We start from the raw sequence: 15,635 nt of genomic DNA on the forward strand, positions 1-15,635 counted from the left end.
TTCGTTTACATAAATGTGCTTTTTTTTCAATTTACAATATGATTTTGAGACATTTAATGATGATTCACTACAAGCAAAACGAGAAAAGATGCTATTATCGTATAGTGGCGAATGGGAAAAGGGCTTAATTTCTTTTATCTTCTCCCCAAAGCAATTTGTTTCTTAATGTTTTCAGGAAAGTTTCTCCCGGAATTTCAACCATTTTAATTTTAAAATTTGTTTTTTTTATTGTTAAAACAGATTCATTTTTGACTGAAGATATTCTGGAATCTAATGAAACTAAATATTGATCTTCTCTCCCGGAGACACGCAGTTTGATTTCTGTATCATCTGGAATAACAAGTGGTCGTGCTGTTAAATTGTGTGGTGCAATAGGCGTAATTACTAAACTTTTGACATCTGGTGTTAACAATGGTCCTCCACAGCTTAAAGAATATCCTGTAGATCCTGTGGGAGTAGATATAATTAAACCGTCGGCCCAATAGGAATTCAAATATTCATTATTCAAAGATGTTTCAACAGTAATCATAGAAGTAGTGTCTTTTCTGCTTACTGTTATTTCATTCATTGCAAAATTCAGGTCTTCTGGAATTGCATCATTTTTTGGATCGCAGGTAATGCTTAACAATGTCCTTTCGGAGGTAGTATAATTTTTGTCAATTACAAATTGTAAAAAACTATCAATGTTTTCTTTTTGTACTGTAGCTAGAAAACCGAGTCTTCCGGCATTAATTCCTAAAATCGGAACACCAGAATTACGAACTAAAGTTGCGGCTCTTAAAATTGTTCCGTCACCGCCGATACTAATCAGCATTTCAAAACTATTATCTAAGGAATTACTCGACGAAAAAGTTTGGTATTCTTTTTTGATAAGTTCTTTTTCGTAAAGCATGTTCAGAAAGTTTTCTTCAATTACCATCTCTACATTGTTGGCACTGAAAAACATAAAAATATCTTTAATAATAGGTTCTGTACTGTTCTGATAATACTGTCCGTAAATAGCTACTTTCATTTTTTTAATTAGATAATATGTCAATTAGATAATGTGTCAATTAAAAAAACAGATATCATGTCAGCTGTTAAAGAATTATCTAATTGACACATTATCTAAATTTTCTAATTTATATGTTCAGGTACTTGTCTAAATAATCAGAACGTTCTTTTAAGCTGTTGATATAAGCGTCTTCCTGGTGTTCTGAAATGATTTCATAATTATACCTTCTAAAAGTCTGTATAATTTCATTCATAGGCCCAACACCAATTTTAACAGTAATCTGAACATTTTCAAGATCAGCTTCAGATACAAAACAACCTAGAATTTTACCGTTATTGCTTTCAACAATCTGGGTTACTTGTCCCATAGAATAATCCATAAGTCCTTTTTGAACGATTATGATACCGCCTTGTTCCTTTAAAAATGGAGTTTCCTGAAAGAATTTCATGATATCTTCCATTTCATAATACCCAACATAGCTGTTATTTTCGTCCAGAACCGGAATCGTATTTGTGTGGTTTTTTGCAAAAATTTCTAAAACATCTAACCAAATCATGGATTTTCTGGCAAAAAAACGTTCCAGAGTATATTTATAATCAATTGCTTTTTTGTCAGTATCAAAAGTTTCAACATCATCTGAAGCAATACTTCCAATGAAAATTCCACTTTCTAAAACCGGAAAATGCGAAAAATTTAAGTCAGCAAAAAAGTCCTGAACATTCGCGATCGTTTCCTGGCTGTCAATTGCCCTGAAGTCATTTGTGATATAGTTGGTAATTTCTGTCATAAGTCAACTGAAGATATTTTATGCAAAATAATCAAAAAATAGCAAAAACCGCTGTGTTTTACTTTGTATTTTTGTGGTAACAAATATAGTGTTACTAGAATTAATTATCTATTTATATGACAAAGTTAAGTGTAAATATCAATAAAATTGCAACGCTTCGAAATGCTCGCGGCGGAAATGTTCCCGATTTATTAAAAGTAGCTGCAGATATTCAGAAATTTGGAGGTCAGGGAATCACCATTCACCCGCGTCCCGATGAACGTCATATACGTTATCAGGATGCAAGAGATTTAAAAGCAATCATCAATACTGAATATAATATTGAAGGAAATCCGCAGCATAATTTTATTGATTTGGTTTTAGAATGTAAGCCAGATCAGGTAACGCTTGTTCCGGATGCAATTGGAGCAATTACATCTTCTGCCGGATGGGATACTGTGAAAAATGAATCTTATTTGAGAGAAGTGATTCAGGAATTTCAGCGTAACGGAATCAGAACTTCAATTTTTGTTGATCCCGTTCTGGAAATGATTGAAGGAGCAAAAAAAACAGGAACAGACAGAATTGAATTGTATACAGAAGCTTTTGCACATGATTATGATTTGGGAAATAAAAAAGGAATAGATCCTTATGTTAAAGCTGCAGAACTGGCAAACGAATTAGAATTAGGAATAAACGCGGGTCACGATTTGAGTTTAGATAATATTCAGTTTTTTAAACAAAATATTCCTGGATTATTAGAAGTTTCAATTGGTCATGCTCTAATTGCAGAAGCACTTTATCTGGGTTTAGATAATGTGGTGAATATGTATTTAAATAAATTAAAATAATATGCTTTATTCAAAAATAGAAGGCGAAGGAAAACCATTTATTATTATGCATGGATTTCTGGGAATGTCTGATAATTGGAAAACCTTGGCAGGGCAATATGTAGAAGCAGGATCTCAGGTTCATGTTTTGGATTTACGAAATCACGGACGCAGCTTTCATTCAGACGAATGGACTTACGAAGCGATGGTGCAGGACGTTTTTGATTATTGTCAAGCCAATCAATTAAAGAATGTTGATATCCTAGGGCATTCTATGGGCGGTAAAGTTGCAATGCTTTTTGCAGCACTTCATCATGAAATTGTCGATAAATTAATTGTAGCAGATATTGGTCCTAAGTTTTACAAACAGCATCATGAAGATATTTTGGCAGGATTAAATGCTGTCGATTTTTCGGTAAAACCAAGCCGAAATGATGTTGAAGAAATAGTATCGCAATATGTTTCAGATTTTGGAACAAGACAATTTTTATTGAAAAATCTATATTGGGCAGAGCCAGGGCAACTGGCATTTCGTTTTAATCTGGATGCCTTTAATAATAATCTGGATGCAATTGGAAAACCTCTGGCAGATAATTTGATTTTTGATAAGCCGACATTATTTATACGTGGAGGAAATTCAGGCTATATTCAGGATTCTGATCTTGACGCAATTCGTGTTCAATTTCCAAATTTTAAACTAGAAACAATTCCAAACGCAGGACATTGGCTGCATGCAGAAAATCCTAAATTGTTTTTTGAATTGACTGCTGCATTTCTAAAAGAATAGTCTTTTTGATTAAAAAATCAGTACTTTTATTTAAACTTTAAAAATGTAAAAAATGAAAATATTACTTAGACTTCTTGTTACAGCGGCGCTTGTTTTGTTAATTGCTAAAATTCTGCCTGGTGTAGTTGTTACCAGTTTTGCTACAGCTGTAATTGTTGCGGTAGTTTTAGGTTTGCTAAATCTTTTTATTAAACCAATTTTAGTGATATTAACGCTTCCGGTAACAGTAGTAACTCTAGGATTGTTTTTGTTAGTTATAAATGCTGTAATTATTTTACTCTGCACAAATATAGTCGGAGGTTTTGCAGTAGATTCTTTCTGGACGGCATTAATATTTAGTATTATATTGTCTGTGCTTCAATCTATAACCTACAAAATATTAGGAGACGATAAATAAAACAATGAGTGTGTTCTAAAACGCTTCAAATACAATAGATTAAAAACTTGGCTGGGTTGCAAAAATTTTATAATTTTGCAACCCAATTTTATTATGTAAATTAAAGAAGAAGATGGATATTAAAAGAGTAGCAATAGATGCTGTGAATGAAACGATTGTTTTGAACGTTGTTCACATGGATTATAAAGGTCAAGTAGCAAAAAGAATAAACGAAAAAATGCCATTGGCAACCGTAAAAGGTTTTAGAAAAGGTCAAGTACCTAAAGATCTTGTTGAAAAACAATACGGAAAAGCTATTAAGCAGGAAGAAGTTAAAAAAGTAGTTGATTTGGCTTTAGAGCGTTTTGTTCAATCTGAAAGATTAAATCTTTTAGGAACTCCTCTTGCTAAAGAAAACGAAAACTTTGATTGGGATGCTGAAGAACTAACTTTCGAATACGAAATTGGTTTGGTTCCTAACTTTGAAATTGATTTAGAAGCAAAAAACAATATCGTAAAATATATCGTTACTGCCGATGATAAATTAATCGACGGACAAGTAGAGCGTATCCAAAAACAATTCGGAACAGCAATTCCTCAAGATAAAGTTGAAGCTGATTCAGATTTAACTGGAACTTTCACAAACGAAGAAAAAGGAATCAACAATACGACTACAATTTCTGTAACTGCATTTAACAAAGCTGCCGGAGATAAATTCATCGGTAAAAAAGTTGGAGATGTTGTGGCGGTAAGTACAAAAGGTTTATTTGAAGACGATCACCAATTAATGGATTATCTTAAAGTTGGTCATGATGACGTTCATGGTTTAGATATCGAAGTAAACTTTACAATCGAAGCTATCAATGGAGCTGAATTGGCAGAATTAAACCAAGATTTATTTGATAAACTTTTTGGTGAAGGAAAAGTAGCTTCTTTAGAAGATTTAAAAGCTAAAATTAAAGAAGATGCTGAATCTCAATTTGCACAGCAAGCAGATCAAAAATTATTGATGGACGTTCAGGATTTCCTTATCGAAAGCACAAAATTTGATTTACCATCAGAATTTCTTAAAAAATGGTTACAAACTGTTGGAGAGAAAAAACTTTCTCCAGAGGAAGCAGAAGTTGAATACGCAAGATCTGAAAAAGGTTTACGTTTTCAATTGATTGAAGGAAAAGCAATGGCTCAAAGTAATATCCAAATTACATTTGATGATTTGAAAGCTTTTACAACAAACGCTATCAAACAACAAATGGCTCAATTTGGACAAACAAACCCAACTGACGAAGAAGTTCAAGGAATTGTGGCTAGAGTTTTATCTAACCAAGAAGAAGTGAAAAGACTTTCTGAGCAAGTTGTAGCAGCTAAATTGTTAGATTTATTCAAAGAAAAAGCAAATCCAACAACTAAAGAAGTTACTTACGAAGAATTTATTGCAGCTTCTTACGGAGAATAAATTTTAGTCTAAAGTCAAAAGTTATAAAGTCAAAAGTTGACTAGAATAGGGTGAAAGCTCTATTTTAAAATTTAAGATTTTATTACAGAAACTGAAAGATAAAAAAAGTTATATTTGAGCGTCAAAAAGATATTTTTGACGCTCTTTTTTGTTTCAAATTTTATTTTTGTTTCAAGTTTCAAGTTTTCGAACTTCAATAAACCTGAAACCTGAAACTTGAAACAAAAAAATAAGACAAATTGGCATCCTTTATAAAAAGGTATGAACTTTGTTTTATCCGATAAAGTCACTTTCAGACTTTAGACTTTCAAACTTTAAACTAAAAATATGAACTACGGTAAAGAATTCAAAAAATTTGCTACAAAGCATCAAGGGGTAAACGCAATGTACTACGATAAAATCGTAGCTGCGATGAATCCAACCAATATGACTCCATACATTATAGAAGAACGTCAGTTGAATATTTCTCAATTAGATGTTTTTTCCAGATTAATGATGGACAGAATTATCTTTTTAGGAACAGGTATCGACGATCAAATCGCTAATATTGTTCAGGCACAATTACTTTTCTTAGAAAGTGCTGATGCATCAAAAGACATTCAAATTTATCTAAATTCTCCTGGAGGAAGCGTTTATGCAGGATTAGGGATTTATGACACCATGCAGTACATCAAACCAGATGTAGCTACAATTTGTACTGGTATGGCAGCTTCTATGGGAGCAGTTTTATTATGTGCAGGTGCTGCAGGAAAACGTTCGGCTTTGCCACACTCAAGAGTAATGATTCACCAGCCGTCTGGAGGAGCACAAGGTGTTGCAACTGACATGGAAATCAACTTACGCGAAATGTTGAAACTTAAAGACGAGTTGTACAACATTATTTCACAACATTCAGGACAATCTTTCGAAAGAGTTCATAAAGACAGTGAACGTGATTACTGGATGAAAGCAGACGAAGCTAAAGAATACGGAATGATTGATGAAGTTTTGAGAAGAAGCTAATTTTTTTTAAGGTTTAAAGTTACAAAGGGACTAAGGTTCTAAGATTAACTTGAAACTTGAAACAAAATTAAACTTGAAACAAAAAAATAAAAAGTTAAGAAGTTACTAAGTTTTTGAGGTTTTAATAGAAAGTCTCAGAAACTTAGTAACTTTGCAGCTTAACTAAATAAAGAATGGCAAAAGTAGTATTAGAATGTTCGTTTTGTGGAAGAAAAAAGCCAGAAACTAATTTATTAATTGCGGGCATAAATGCACATATCTGTGATAAGTGTATTGAGCAGGCACACGGAATAGTATTAGAAGAATTAAAATCAAGCGGAAGCGCAAAATTGGTTGGTGACTTAATTTTAAAGAAACCAAAAGAAATCAGAGCTTTCTTAGATCAATATGTTATTGGTCAGGATCAGACCAAAAAAGTAATGTCAGTTGCGGTTTACAATCACTACAAACGTTTAATGCAGCAGCAGTTAGACGATGAAGTAGAGATTGAAAAAAGTAACATCATAATGGTAGGGCAGACTGGAACGGGAAAAACATTGGTAGCAAAAACCATTGCAAAAATGTTAGATGTTCCGTTGGCGATAGTTGATGCAACTGTATTGACAGAAGCAGGTTATGTAGGAGAAGATGTCGAAAGTATTTTGACACGTTTGTTACAAGCTGCGGATTATGATGTAACCAAAGCAGAAAGAGGAATCGTTTTTATTGACGAAATAGATAAAATCGCCCGTAAGAGTGATAATCCATCAATAACGCGTGATGTTTCTGGAGAAGGTGTGCAACAAGCATTATTGAAATTGCTGGAAGGAACTGTTGTTAACGTACCGCCTAAAGGAGGTCGTAAACACCCTGACCAGAAATTTGTTGAGGTAAATACGCAAAACATCTTGTTTATTGCAGGAGGTGCTTTTGATGGAGTAGAACGTATTATTTCTAAACGTTTAAACCGTCAGGCAGTGGGGTACTCCACTTCTAAGAATGCAGATAATATAGATAAAGATAATTTACTTCAGTATATCATTCCAAAAGATATTAAAGATTTTGGTTTGATTCCAGAAATTATTGGTCGTCTGCCAGTTCTTACACACATGGATCCTCTAGACAGAGAAACTTTGCGTGCAATTTTAACACAGCCTAAAAATGCATTAGTAAAACAATATCAAAAATTATTTTTAATGGATGAAGTTGAATTTACTATTACAGACGAAGCTTTGGATTTTATTGTTGATAAAGCATTAGAATACAAATTAGGTGCTCGTGGATTGCGTTCGCTATGTGAAGCAATTCTAACAGATGCGATGTACGAATTACCAAGTTCTGATGATAAAGTATTGAGTATCGATAAAGAATACGCAGAACACACACTAAACAAAAATTTATTGAAGCGAATGGAAATTGCTTCTTAAATATTGAAATAACTTAGTCAAAGTTTAAATTTTGACAAAAGAATTTTAAAACCTGTTCATTTTTTGAACAGGTTTTTTTTATATTTTATGTAATATTTTTCTTTCTTTATATAAAAGGATATATTTGTGGTTAAATTATTTCTGATAAAATATGATAACCGAAGTCTTAAAAAAATTAGCCTATTTATATTATCCTAAAAATATATGTCCTTGGAATCAAAAGGAGCAATATTTAGAAACTGAGGAGTATAAAAGATTGAAAGGGCTAATAGAACATTTTGATTCTGATAATAATCAAAAAATGCGAGATACTATTAAAGCAGAATTTGACAAAGATCCAGTTTTAAAGGATTTTGAGGATTTTTCCAGACTAGATTGGCAAGATAGATGTTATACATTTTTTCTGAATGTCATTGAGAATGGAGAGTTATGTTCTATAACTTTATATTTGAGTGTTTTAGTTCCTTATTATGTAATTGATATTATAATTCATAAAAAACAAATAGTTATTTCAAAATCTAGAATTGAAGAATTGCAAAGTGAAAAATTAGATTCGCGAAAAATTAAAGATTTGGTTTTAGAGGTGGAGGATATAGTTGAAAAGAAGCTGTTGTATTCGAAATTTCCTAAAGAAATATTAAATAATAAATTTGAGGACATTAGTTTTCAAGATTCCTATTTAGGTGAATTTAAAATGTTTAATGCTTTTTTTAATAATCAATTTATTCATAGAGTTGGACATGGTAATTAAGAATTATTTACTCCTGATTTGTGTTTTTGGATTTTCTTTTAATAAAGAAAATAAACCAACAATGGTTTCTGAAAATAAACATAAAAGCAAAATAATTTCATTAGAAAAACCTAGAATTGAAATCAATTACGGTAATTACTATAAAGAAGCAGAACAATTTTGCAATAGAAATAACCTGAATCAGAATAAATTTATCCTGATTGATCTTGGATTGCATTCTGGTTATAAAAGATTTTTTATTTACGATTTTAAAAAGATAGCAGTCTCAAATTCTTATATGGTAAGTCATGGATGCGGTGCTAATAATTGGGGAGGAACTGCCTCAAAAGATAAGGTGGAGATAAGTAACGAATTTGATTCGCATTGTTCTTCTCTGGGTAAATACGTGATTTTGGATCGCGGGGTAAGTCAGTGGGGAATAAAAGTCAATTATATTTTGCAGGGAAAAGAAAAATCCAATTCAAATGCGCGAAGCCGTGCTGTAGTTTTACATTCTTGGGAAGCTGTTCCAGACAACGAAGTCTATCCACGCGGAACACCAGAAGGCTGGGGCTGTCCTGCTGTTTCCAACGAAAGCATGAAAGAAATTGATGAACTTTTAAAAACAAATAAAAAAGTCCTGATGTGGATTATTAAATCATAAAGACTTTAAGAATCTCGAAATTTCTTTCTTGTAAAAATGAAATTTCTGGTTTAGCCCTGATCGAAACGGCATCCTTTTGCTCTGGAGTTTAGAGCAAAAGATATAGTGTAGAGCAGGACCAAACGTCTTTTGAAAACAAAACTTCTGCTTCTCAAAAATCACTGAACCCTAAATTTCTCTCTATATTCAATAGGTTTCATGCCTACCATTTTATAAAATACTTTTCTAAAAGCTTTTGGGTCATTATAACCCGTTTTTTCGATAATTTCAGATATAGAAAGCTGGGTTTGTTCAAGATACTTTTTAGAGCTTTCGACTCTAATATTTTGCAGATATTCAATTGGCGGGATTCCGGTAACTTGTTTAAAACGGCGTGTCATATTTCTGGCACTTGTTGGAATGTCTTTTGTTATTTCTTCCAGCTTTTCGATAGAATGGTATTGACTTTCTATTTTTTGCTGCAGCATCGCAACCAAAGTATCATTGTGTAAATGATTTGGTCTAAAGGTGCTGAAATAACTTTGTTTGTATCGGTTTAAATCAATAGAGAAAATCTTTGCAATCTGAACTGCAATTTCGTTGCCGCAATATTTCTGCACCAATAAAATCAATAAATGAAATGTTGAGGTCGATCCGCCACTGGTGTATAAACTGCCATCGGCGGTTAAAGTTTCTTCGGCTTTTAATTTTACCATCGGAAAAGCTTTTGTAAAAGCACTGCACGCGTCAACATGTGTTGTTGCCAGTTTTTCGTTTAATAAACCAGATGCAGCAAATAAAAAAGCACCGGTACAAAAACTAGCCAATTCGGCTCCGTCACGATGTTGTTTTTGCAGCCACGGAATAAAATTTTTATTCTTCGCGATCATTTCGCTCATATTATCTGTCGTAAAAGCGGGAATTAAGATCAGATCTAATGCGATATCAGAATCCTGAATTGCATTAATTTTATAACCCAAAGAAACTTCCTGGCTTAATTGTTCTGCCGATTGAAAAAGCATTATTTTAAATGTTTCCTCAGTTGTTGGCGACAGTTTATTTGCCGTTTCAAAAACTTCCAAAATAGCCGCTACGCTTAATAATTTATAGTCGTAAGGTATTATCAATCCTATTTTTTTGCTCATCATTTGTGGTGTTTGGAAAAGTTAACTTGATGTAAAAATAAACAATTTGTCTTAAATGCCCCTAAAGTTGACTTTTATTGACATTATCAAATAGTCTTAATGTTTTAAATTTGCTTTAATATTTTTGTAATTTTATAAAAAAGGAAGTATAATTTTAATAATTTTATAATGATAACATTAAAAAATACAATTAATGCATCGCTTGACAAAGTATGGGATTTTTGGAGTAAGCCCGAACATATTACAAAATGGGCTTTTGCCTCTCCAGACTGGTACGCACCTTATGCAGAAAATGATTTGAGAGAAGGCGGTAAATTCTCTACAACAATGTCGGCAAAAGACGGCAGTATGAGTTTTGATTTTTTGGGAGAGTATACTTTGGTAAAACAAGATCAAGCCATCAATTATGTAATGGGCGACGGAAGAAAAGCCGTGATTACATTTACAGAAACTCCAGAAGGAGTAGAAATAATAGAAAGTTTTGATCCTGAAACAGAAAATCCCGAAGAAATGCAGCGTGGAGGATGGCAGGCAATATTGGATAATTTCAAGAATTACGTTGAATCTAATTAGGTTCAAAACTTGAAAAAAACTTATCATTTATAGGATTTAAAAAATATCTAACACAAAAAATAAAAAAATGACAAAACAAATTTGGTTAAATCTGCCTGTAAAAGATGTGGCAAAAGCAAAGGAATTTTTCTGGAAAATTGGTTTCTCGTTTAATGAACAGCATGACACGCCGAGTTCTACCTGTATGGTTGTGGGCGAAAATCATTTTGTAGTGATGTTATTTAAAGAATCTCTTTTCTCTGATTTTTCTCAAAACAATATTACAGATACACAATTAAGTTCTGAAGTCCTGATTTCTATAGATGCCGAGAGCAAAGAAGAAGTCGATGAGCTTGCCAAAAAAGTTAAAGAAGCCGGAGGAAAAATTTTTGCTGATCCGGCAGAAAGTCAGGGCTGGATGTATGGTTTTGGTTTTGCCGATTTAGACGGTCACAGATGGAATGTTTTGTACATGGATTTTAGTAAATTATCGTAATTATGGAAACATTAGAATTTAAAATTAGAATCAAAGCTCCGGCAGAAAAGTATGGTCGGTTTTATGGAATGATGAAACCTACAGAAAATGGGCAGGAGTTTTTTATGAAGGATCATATGCCGTAAGTGACTGGGAAGAAGGCGGAAAAGTACACTTTCTAGGTCCTGATGGCGGAGGAATGAGCAGTATAATTGAGAAAAAAATTCCAAATGAGTACATAGCTTTTAAACATTTGGGAGAAGTAAAAGATTTTAAAGAACTGCCTATCAATGAAGAAGCAAAAGAATGGAGCGGAGCAATGGAAATTTATCGATTAACTCCCGATGATGAGTTTATAGATCTTGTAGTTCAGGTTGATGTAGTCGAAAAATTTATTGATTATTTCAAGGGCGCTTTTCCTAAAGGGCTGGAAATAGTAAAACAACTTTCAGAGAATTAAGGGTGAAGAGGAAAGAGTGAAGAGGAAAGAGGAAAGAGAATAGATTATAGATTTAAGTTTTTATAAAACAACAAACAAAATAAAGAACATTATGGCATCAGTAAATCCTTATTTAATGTTTAACGGAAATTGCGAAGAAGCATTTCTGTTTTATAAATCGGTATTTGGTGGAGAATTTCCGTATATCGGAAAATATAAAGACGCACCTGCAGAGGAGGGCGAGAAACTTTCTGAGGAAGATCAAAACAGAATTATGCACGTGTCATTACCAATTGGAAAAACTATCTTAATGGGAAGTGACAGTCATCCTAGATATGGAGATGTTGGTTTTGGAGACAATTTTTCAATTTCGATCAATACAGAAAGCACGGATGAAGCCGATAGAATTTTTAACGCACTTTCTGCAGGAGGAAAAGTAGAAATGGCATTGGAAAAAACATTTTGGGGTGCTTATTTTGGAATGTTCAAAGATAAATTCGGCATAAACTGGATGGTGAATTTTGATGAAAATGAGCCAAATAATAATCAATAAAGTTATGTTATTTTAATAGCGGAACATTATTGTTAAATTACTTTAAAAAGCACATGAAAATGTGCTTTTTCTTTTCAAAAAAACAAGGATTATACTTTTTTATCAACTTGAGATTGTCGATTTTTGTCGCTTCTAAATCAATAAGAACAAAATGGCAGCAGAAGATAAAGAAATCATCTTATTAAAAGTTTCAGGACACGACAAAATAGGAGTTACAGCTGGTTTAACATCAGTTTTAGCTGCTTATGATGCTATGATTTTAGATATTGGCCAGGCTGATATTCATGATACATTATCTTTAGGAATTTTGTTTGAAATAAAAGCAGGTTCTACCTCAGGACCAGTTCTAAAAGATCTTTTGTTTAAAGCCTATGAACTTGAAATTAAAGTAAAATTTATTCCAATTTCTATCGATGATTACGAGAAATGGGTAAAATCGCAATCAAAACAACGCTATATCATTAATATTCTCGGAGAACAGCTGGCTGCATCGCAATTGGCTGCAGTCACCAAAATAATGTCAGATCAAAATCTAAACATTGATTCGATTATACGACTGACCGGAAGAACTTCTATTGTTGAAAAAGAAGAATATCCACGTTCTTGTATACAATTATCTGTAACAGGAGAAATCGTAAATAAGATTGTCATGACCGCAAGTTTTATGGAGATTTCCAGAACATTAGATGTAGATATTTCTTTTCAGGAAGATAATATCTACAGAAGAAATAGACGTTTGGTGTGTTTTGATATGGATTCGACTTTAATTCAAACCGAGGTAATTGACGAATTGGCAGAATTAAACGGAGTAGGAGCACAGGTAAGAGCAATTACAGAATCTGCAATGAATGGCGAAATAGATTTTAACGAAAGCTTTAAACAACGCATGGCGCTGCTGGAAGGCTTAAGCGAAGAAGTTTTGCATAATGTTGCTATAAATCTGCCTATTACAAAAGGAGCAAGACGATTGATGAAAGCCTTAAAATATTATGGTTATAAAACGGCAATATTATCTGGAGGTTTTACTTATTTCGGAGATTATCTTCAGAAAGAATTAGGTATAGATTACGTTCACGCTAATCAGTTAGAAATTATAGACGGTAAATTAACTGGTAAATATTTAGGTGAAATCGTAGACGGTCAGAAAAAAGCCGAATTATTGAGAGCTATTGCAGAAAAAGAAGGCATTCACATCAATCAGACCATTGCAGTCGGCGACGGAGCAAACGATTTACCAATGCTAAACTTAGCAGGTCTCGGAATCGCTTTTCATGCTAAACCAAAAGTAAAAGAAAGTGCCTCAACCTCCATATCAAGTCTGGGTCTTGACGGTGTTCTGTATCTTTTAGGATATCACGACAGGTATATTGATATGATGTAATACTTTAGGGCGAAGTCGAATCACTTTCATGTCAAAAAAGACGTCAACTTTGCTCAGATTACAATATTCAAAAAAACTTAGTAACTTAGAATCTTAGCAACTTAGAACCTTAATAATGGCATGCCCCTCCGGGTCGGGCTATCCGTTCCCAATCTTTTTGTCCGCCGCGGCGGACAAAAAGGATTTCCACTTCTATCCCTCATGCGATTTACTGGAATTTTCGTCTACATTATTACGCGATTCTAATTCCTTCTTAATTGCTTTTAAACTGCTTATATTCAGAATAAGAACAGGAACTAATGCAATAGGAATAACAGTTAAAGCACTAAAACCTTTTTTAAAAACAAGAAAGATATTAGCAGCAAAGCAAAGAAATAGCATAACGCCAAGACCATAGGCAACGCCTGTTAATGTTTTTTGATTTTTAATCAATTCCTCCTTAGTCATTTCACTAAATTTATTATTTCCCATATCAAAAAATTTAATTACATTGTTTTTACACACATATCTTTTAACTGCTCCAAATAATCTCTCTGGTTAGAAAGCCTCGGAATTTTATGCTGTCCGCCTAATTTATCACGTTCTTTTAACCAGTCATAAAATAAATTCTCACGAGCGACATTAATAACCAAAGGATTTAATGTCATATTGTTGTAGCGTTTGGCTTCATAATCAGAATTTAAAGTCTGCAGCGTTTCGTCCAGAACTTTTTGAAAAAGACCAACATCGGCAGGTTTTTTCTTGAATTCGATCATCCATTCGTGAGCGCCTTTTTCTTTGTCCTGCATAAAAATAGGAGCAACCGTATAATCGATAACTTCGGTTTGAGTTATTTGGCAAGCTTTTGCAATCGCCTGATCAGTATTTTCTACCATCAATTCCTCTCCAAAAACATTAATATGATGTTTGGTTCTGCCGGTAACTCTAATTCGGTATGGATTTAAAGAAGTAAAACGAACTGTATCTCCAATCAAATAGCGCCATAAACCGGAATTGGTTGTAATTACAATTGCATAATTTTTATTCAATTCGACATCGGCCAAACGAATTACTTTTTGATTTAGAGTTCCAAAAGTATCCATTGGAATAAATTCATAAAAAATACCATAATCAAGCATTAACAATAAATCACTTGAATTATTTAAATCCTGAATAGCAAAAAAGCCTTCGGAAGCATTGTAAATTTCGTAGTATTTAAAATCTTTGCTTGGCAGAATTTTCTTGTATTGTTCTTTATAAGGAGAAAAACTAACACCTCCATGAAAATAAACTTCAAGATTTGGCCAGATTTCAAGCAAGCTTTCCTTACCTGTGTTTTCAAGAACTTTATTCATTAAAACAAGCATCCACGAAGGAACTCCTGCAAAACTGGTAACATTTTCGGTTTTTGTCTCATTTATAATCGCAGCCATTTTAGTTTCCCATTCACTCATAAGCGAAGTTTTACTGCTCGGCGTGCTGCTAAATTCGGCCCAGATAGGCATGTTTTCAATCAAAATTGCCGATAAATCTCCAAAGAAAGTATTGTTGTTTTCGTAAATCTGAGAACTTCCTCCCAAGCGAAGGCTTTTTCCCAGAAATAATTCAGAATCTTCATTGTTATTTAGATAAAGGCAAAGCAAATCTTTACTTCCTTTATAATGGCAGTCTTCAAGAGCTTCGCTGCTTACAGGAATAAATTTACTTTTTGCGTTTGTAGTACCGCTCGATTTTGCAAACCATTTTATAGGAGTCTCCCAAAACACATTTTGTTCACCTTGGCGCGTACGTTCAATAAGCGGCTGTAATTCTTCATAAGTTGCAATTGGCACCCTTTCTGCAAAAGTCTGATAGGACTTAATACTCGAAAATTCATATTGTTTACCAAATACAGTGTTTTCTGAAGCTGTCAATAAATTATGCAGTAATTCTTCCTGAACTTCATTTGGATATTTTAAAAAAAGCTCTATTTGATGTATCCTTTGTTTGAGAACCCAGGAAGCAAACGAATTGATTATTGATAGGGGCATAAAACGTATTTAAAATTGCTGATTAAGAATTAGAATTTTAAGGTTTCTCTTTAAAACAAAAAACTTTAAAATTTGAATATCGATGGACAAA

Annotated in this window: 19 protein-coding genes; 14 read left to right on the top strand and 5 right to left on the bottom strand. The window is 33.1% G+C overall.

All coding sequences use genetic code 11. From position 1 onward, the window contains the following. Positions 1 to 124: 124 nt before the first annotated feature. On the bottom strand, positions 125 to 1,012 hold the full coding sequence (locus tag B0A68_RS00910; protein ID WP_035685616.1) for an NAD kinase: 888 nt from the start codon (positions 1,010 to 1,012) through the stop codon (positions 125 to 127). Positions 1,013 to 1,121: 109 nt separating this feature from the next. Then, positions 1,122 to 1,781 (bottom strand): CBS domain-containing protein, encoded by a 660-nt coding sequence (locus B0A68_RS00915; RefSeq protein WP_035685614.1) that lies wholly within the window; start codon positions 1,779 to 1,781, stop codon positions 1,122 to 1,124. 116 nt (positions 1,782 to 1,897) lie between these two features. Here B0A68_RS00915 and B0A68_RS00920 point away from each other — a divergent pair, with 116 nt between their 5' ends. The 8 genes from B0A68_RS00920 to B0A68_RS00955 all read left to right on the top strand — a co-directional run bounded on the left by B0A68_RS00920 (position 1,898) and on the right by B0A68_RS00955 (position 9,011). Continuing rightward, positions 1,898 to 2,611 (top strand): pyridoxine 5'-phosphate synthase, encoded by a 714-nt coding sequence (locus tag B0A68_RS00920; RefSeq protein ID WP_035685612.1) that lies wholly within the window; start codon positions 1,898 to 1,900, stop codon positions 2,609 to 2,611. Position 2,612: 1 nt separating this feature from the next. Beyond that, a complete protein-coding gene (locus tag B0A68_RS00925; RefSeq protein ID WP_035685611.1) occupies positions 2,613 to 3,377 on the top strand; it encodes an alpha/beta fold hydrolase in 765 nt (254 codons plus the stop codon). 52 nt (positions 3,378 to 3,429) lie between these two features. Next, positions 3,430 to 3,774: a phage holin family protein gene (locus B0A68_RS00930; protein ID WP_035685609.1), complete on the top strand. Its 345-nt coding sequence runs from the start codon at positions 3,430 to 3,432 to the stop codon at positions 3,772 to 3,774. Between the two features lie 112 nt (positions 3,775 to 3,886). Continuing rightward, complete coding sequence (locus B0A68_RS00935) at positions 3,887 to 5,209, top strand: trigger factor (protein ID WP_035685607.1); 1,323 nt, start codon at positions 3,887 to 3,889, stop codon at positions 5,207 to 5,209. A 327-nt stretch (positions 5,210 to 5,536) separates the two neighbouring features. Then, complete coding sequence (clpP, locus tag B0A68_RS00940; RefSeq protein WP_035685605.1) at positions 5,537 to 6,211, top strand: ATP-dependent Clp endopeptidase proteolytic subunit ClpP; 675 nt, start codon at positions 5,537 to 5,539, stop codon at positions 6,209 to 6,211. 173 nt (positions 6,212 to 6,384) lie between these two features. Further along, complete coding sequence (gene clpX / locus B0A68_RS00945) at positions 6,385 to 7,617, top strand: ATP-dependent Clp protease ATP-binding subunit ClpX (protein WP_035685603.1); 1,233 nt, start codon at positions 6,385 to 6,387, stop codon at positions 7,615 to 7,617. Between the two features lie 151 nt (positions 7,618 to 7,768). Beyond that, positions 7,769 to 8,368, top strand: a complete 600-nt coding sequence (locus B0A68_RS00950) for a hypothetical protein (protein WP_035685600.1) — start codon at positions 7,769 to 7,771, stop codon at positions 8,366 to 8,368. Beyond that, on the top strand, positions 8,358 to 9,011 hold the full coding sequence (locus B0A68_RS00955; RefSeq protein ID WP_035685598.1) for a murein L,D-transpeptidase catalytic domain-containing protein: 654 nt from the start codon (positions 8,358 to 8,360) through the stop codon (positions 9,009 to 9,011). The genes B0A68_RS00950 and B0A68_RS00955 overlap by 11 nt, the downstream gene beginning before the upstream one ends. 158 nt (positions 9,012 to 9,169) lie before the next feature. On the opposite strand, the gene B0A68_RS00960 is transcribed toward B0A68_RS00955, so the two are convergent. Beyond that, positions 9,170 to 10,138, bottom strand: a complete 969-nt coding sequence (locus tag B0A68_RS00960; RefSeq protein WP_240475256.1) for a GlxA family transcriptional regulator — start codon at positions 10,136 to 10,138, stop codon at positions 9,170 to 9,172. A 165-nt stretch (positions 10,139 to 10,303) separates the two neighbouring features. Between B0A68_RS00960 and B0A68_RS00965 the strand changes: the two genes are divergently transcribed. From B0A68_RS00965 to serB, 6 genes are all read left to right on the top strand, one after another. Continuing rightward, complete coding sequence (locus tag B0A68_RS00965; protein WP_035685593.1) at positions 10,304 to 10,708, top strand: SRPBCC family protein; 405 nt, start codon at positions 10,304 to 10,306, stop codon at positions 10,706 to 10,708. Positions 10,709 to 10,775: 67 nt separating this feature from the next. After that, a complete protein-coding gene (locus B0A68_RS00970) occupies positions 10,776 to 11,183 on the top strand; it encodes a VOC family protein (protein WP_035685590.1) in 408 nt (135 codons plus the stop codon). Between the two features lie 2 nt (positions 11,184 to 11,185). Next, positions 11,186 to 11,308 (top strand): hypothetical protein, encoded by a 123-nt coding sequence (locus B0A68_RS24750; protein ID WP_262486750.1) that lies wholly within the window; start codon positions 11,186 to 11,188, stop codon positions 11,306 to 11,308. A gap of 53 nt (positions 11,309 to 11,361) precedes the next feature. Beyond that, positions 11,362 to 11,622: a hypothetical protein gene (locus tag B0A68_RS24650; protein WP_240475255.1), complete on the top strand. Its 261-nt coding sequence runs from the start codon at positions 11,362 to 11,364 to the stop codon at positions 11,620 to 11,622. A gap of 91 nt (positions 11,623 to 11,713) precedes the next feature. Continuing rightward, positions 11,714 to 12,154, top strand: a complete 441-nt coding sequence (locus B0A68_RS00980) for a VOC family protein (RefSeq protein WP_035685588.1) — start codon at positions 11,714 to 11,716, stop codon at positions 12,152 to 12,154. 151 nt (positions 12,155 to 12,305) lie between these two features. After that, the gene (serB, locus tag B0A68_RS00985; RefSeq protein ID WP_035685585.1) at positions 12,306 to 13,535 is read left to right on the top strand and encodes a phosphoserine phosphatase SerB; all 1,230 of its coding nucleotides are present in this window, start codon (positions 12,306 to 12,308) and stop codon (positions 13,533 to 13,535) included. A 192-nt stretch (positions 13,536 to 13,727) separates the two neighbouring features. Here serB and B0A68_RS00990 read toward each other — a convergent pair whose 3' ends face one another. After that, positions 13,728 to 14,006, bottom strand: a complete 279-nt coding sequence (locus tag B0A68_RS00990; protein WP_035688243.1) for a hypothetical protein — start codon at positions 14,004 to 14,006, stop codon at positions 13,728 to 13,730. Between the two features lie 14 nt (positions 14,007 to 14,020). Then, the gene (locus B0A68_RS00995; RefSeq protein WP_035685583.1) at positions 14,021 to 15,544 is read right to left on the bottom strand and encodes a GH3 auxin-responsive promoter family protein; all 1,524 of its coding nucleotides are present in this window, start codon (positions 15,542 to 15,544) and stop codon (positions 14,021 to 14,023) included. Positions 15,545 to 15,635: the final 91 nt, after the last annotated feature.

The sequence above is a fragment of the Flavobacterium reichenbachii genome (assembly GCF_002217435.1).
Lineage (GTDB): Bacteria > Bacteroidota > Bacteroidia > Flavobacteriales > Flavobacteriaceae > Flavobacterium > Flavobacterium reichenbachii.

Bases quoted from the DNA above. Each gene is read 5' to 3' on its own strand.
- B0A68_RS00965 (WP_035685593.1), top strand. From the start codon at position 10,304: ATGATAACATTAAAAAATACAATTAATGCATCGCTTGACAAAGTATGG.
- serB (WP_035685585.1), top strand. From the start codon at position 12,306: ATGGCAGCAGAAGATAAAGAAATCATCTTATTAAAAGTTTCAGGACAC.
- B0A68_RS24650 (WP_240475255.1), top strand. From the start codon at position 11,362: ATGAGCAGTATAATTGAGAAAAAAATTCCAAATGAGTACATAGCTTTT.
- B0A68_RS24750 (WP_262486750.1), top strand. From the start codon at position 11,186: ATGGAAACATTAGAATTTAAAATTAGAATCAAAGCTCCGGCAGAAAAG.
- B0A68_RS00960 (WP_240475256.1), bottom strand. From the start codon at position 10,138: ATGATGAGCAAAAAAATAGGATTGATAATACCTTACGACTATAAATTA.
- B0A68_RS00970 (WP_035685590.1), top strand. From the start codon at position 10,776: ATGACAAAACAAATTTGGTTAAATCTGCCTGTAAAAGATGTGGCAAAA.
- B0A68_RS00995 (WP_035685583.1), bottom strand. From the start codon at position 15,544: ATGCCCCTATCAATAATCAATTCGTTTGCTTCCTGGGTTCTCAAACAA.
- B0A68_RS00910 (WP_035685616.1), bottom strand. From the start codon at position 1,012: ATGAAAGTAGCTATTTACGGACAGTATTATCAGAACAGTACAGAACCT.
- B0A68_RS00935 (WP_035685607.1), top strand. From the start codon at position 3,887: ATGGATATTAAAAGAGTAGCAATAGATGCTGTGAATGAAACGATTGTT.
- B0A68_RS00950 (WP_035685600.1), top strand. From the start codon at position 7,769: ATGATAACCGAAGTCTTAAAAAAATTAGCCTATTTATATTATCCTAAA.
- B0A68_RS00915 (WP_035685614.1), bottom strand. From the start codon at position 1,781: ATGACAGAAATTACCAACTATATCACAAATGACTTCAGGGCAATTGAC.
- B0A68_RS00920 (WP_035685612.1), top strand. From the start codon at position 1,898: ATGACAAAGTTAAGTGTAAATATCAATAAAATTGCAACGCTTCGAAAT.
- B0A68_RS00955 (WP_035685598.1), top strand. From the start codon at position 8,358: ATGGTAATTAAGAATTATTTACTCCTGATTTGTGTTTTTGGATTTTCT.
- B0A68_RS00925 (WP_035685611.1), top strand. From the start codon at position 2,613: ATGCTTTATTCAAAAATAGAAGGCGAAGGAAAACCATTTATTATTATG.
- clpX (WP_035685603.1), top strand. From the start codon at position 6,385: ATGGCAAAAGTAGTATTAGAATGTTCGTTTTGTGGAAGAAAAAAGCCA.
- clpP (WP_035685605.1), top strand. From the start codon at position 5,537: ATGAACTACGGTAAAGAATTCAAAAAATTTGCTACAAAGCATCAAGGG.
- B0A68_RS00980 (WP_035685588.1), top strand. From the start codon at position 11,714: ATGGCATCAGTAAATCCTTATTTAATGTTTAACGGAAATTGCGAAGAA.
- B0A68_RS00930 (WP_035685609.1), top strand. From the start codon at position 3,430: ATGAAAATATTACTTAGACTTCTTGTTACAGCGGCGCTTGTTTTGTTA.
- B0A68_RS00990 (WP_035688243.1), bottom strand. From the start codon at position 14,006: ATGGGAAATAATAAATTTAGTGAAATGACTAAGGAGGAATTGATTAAA.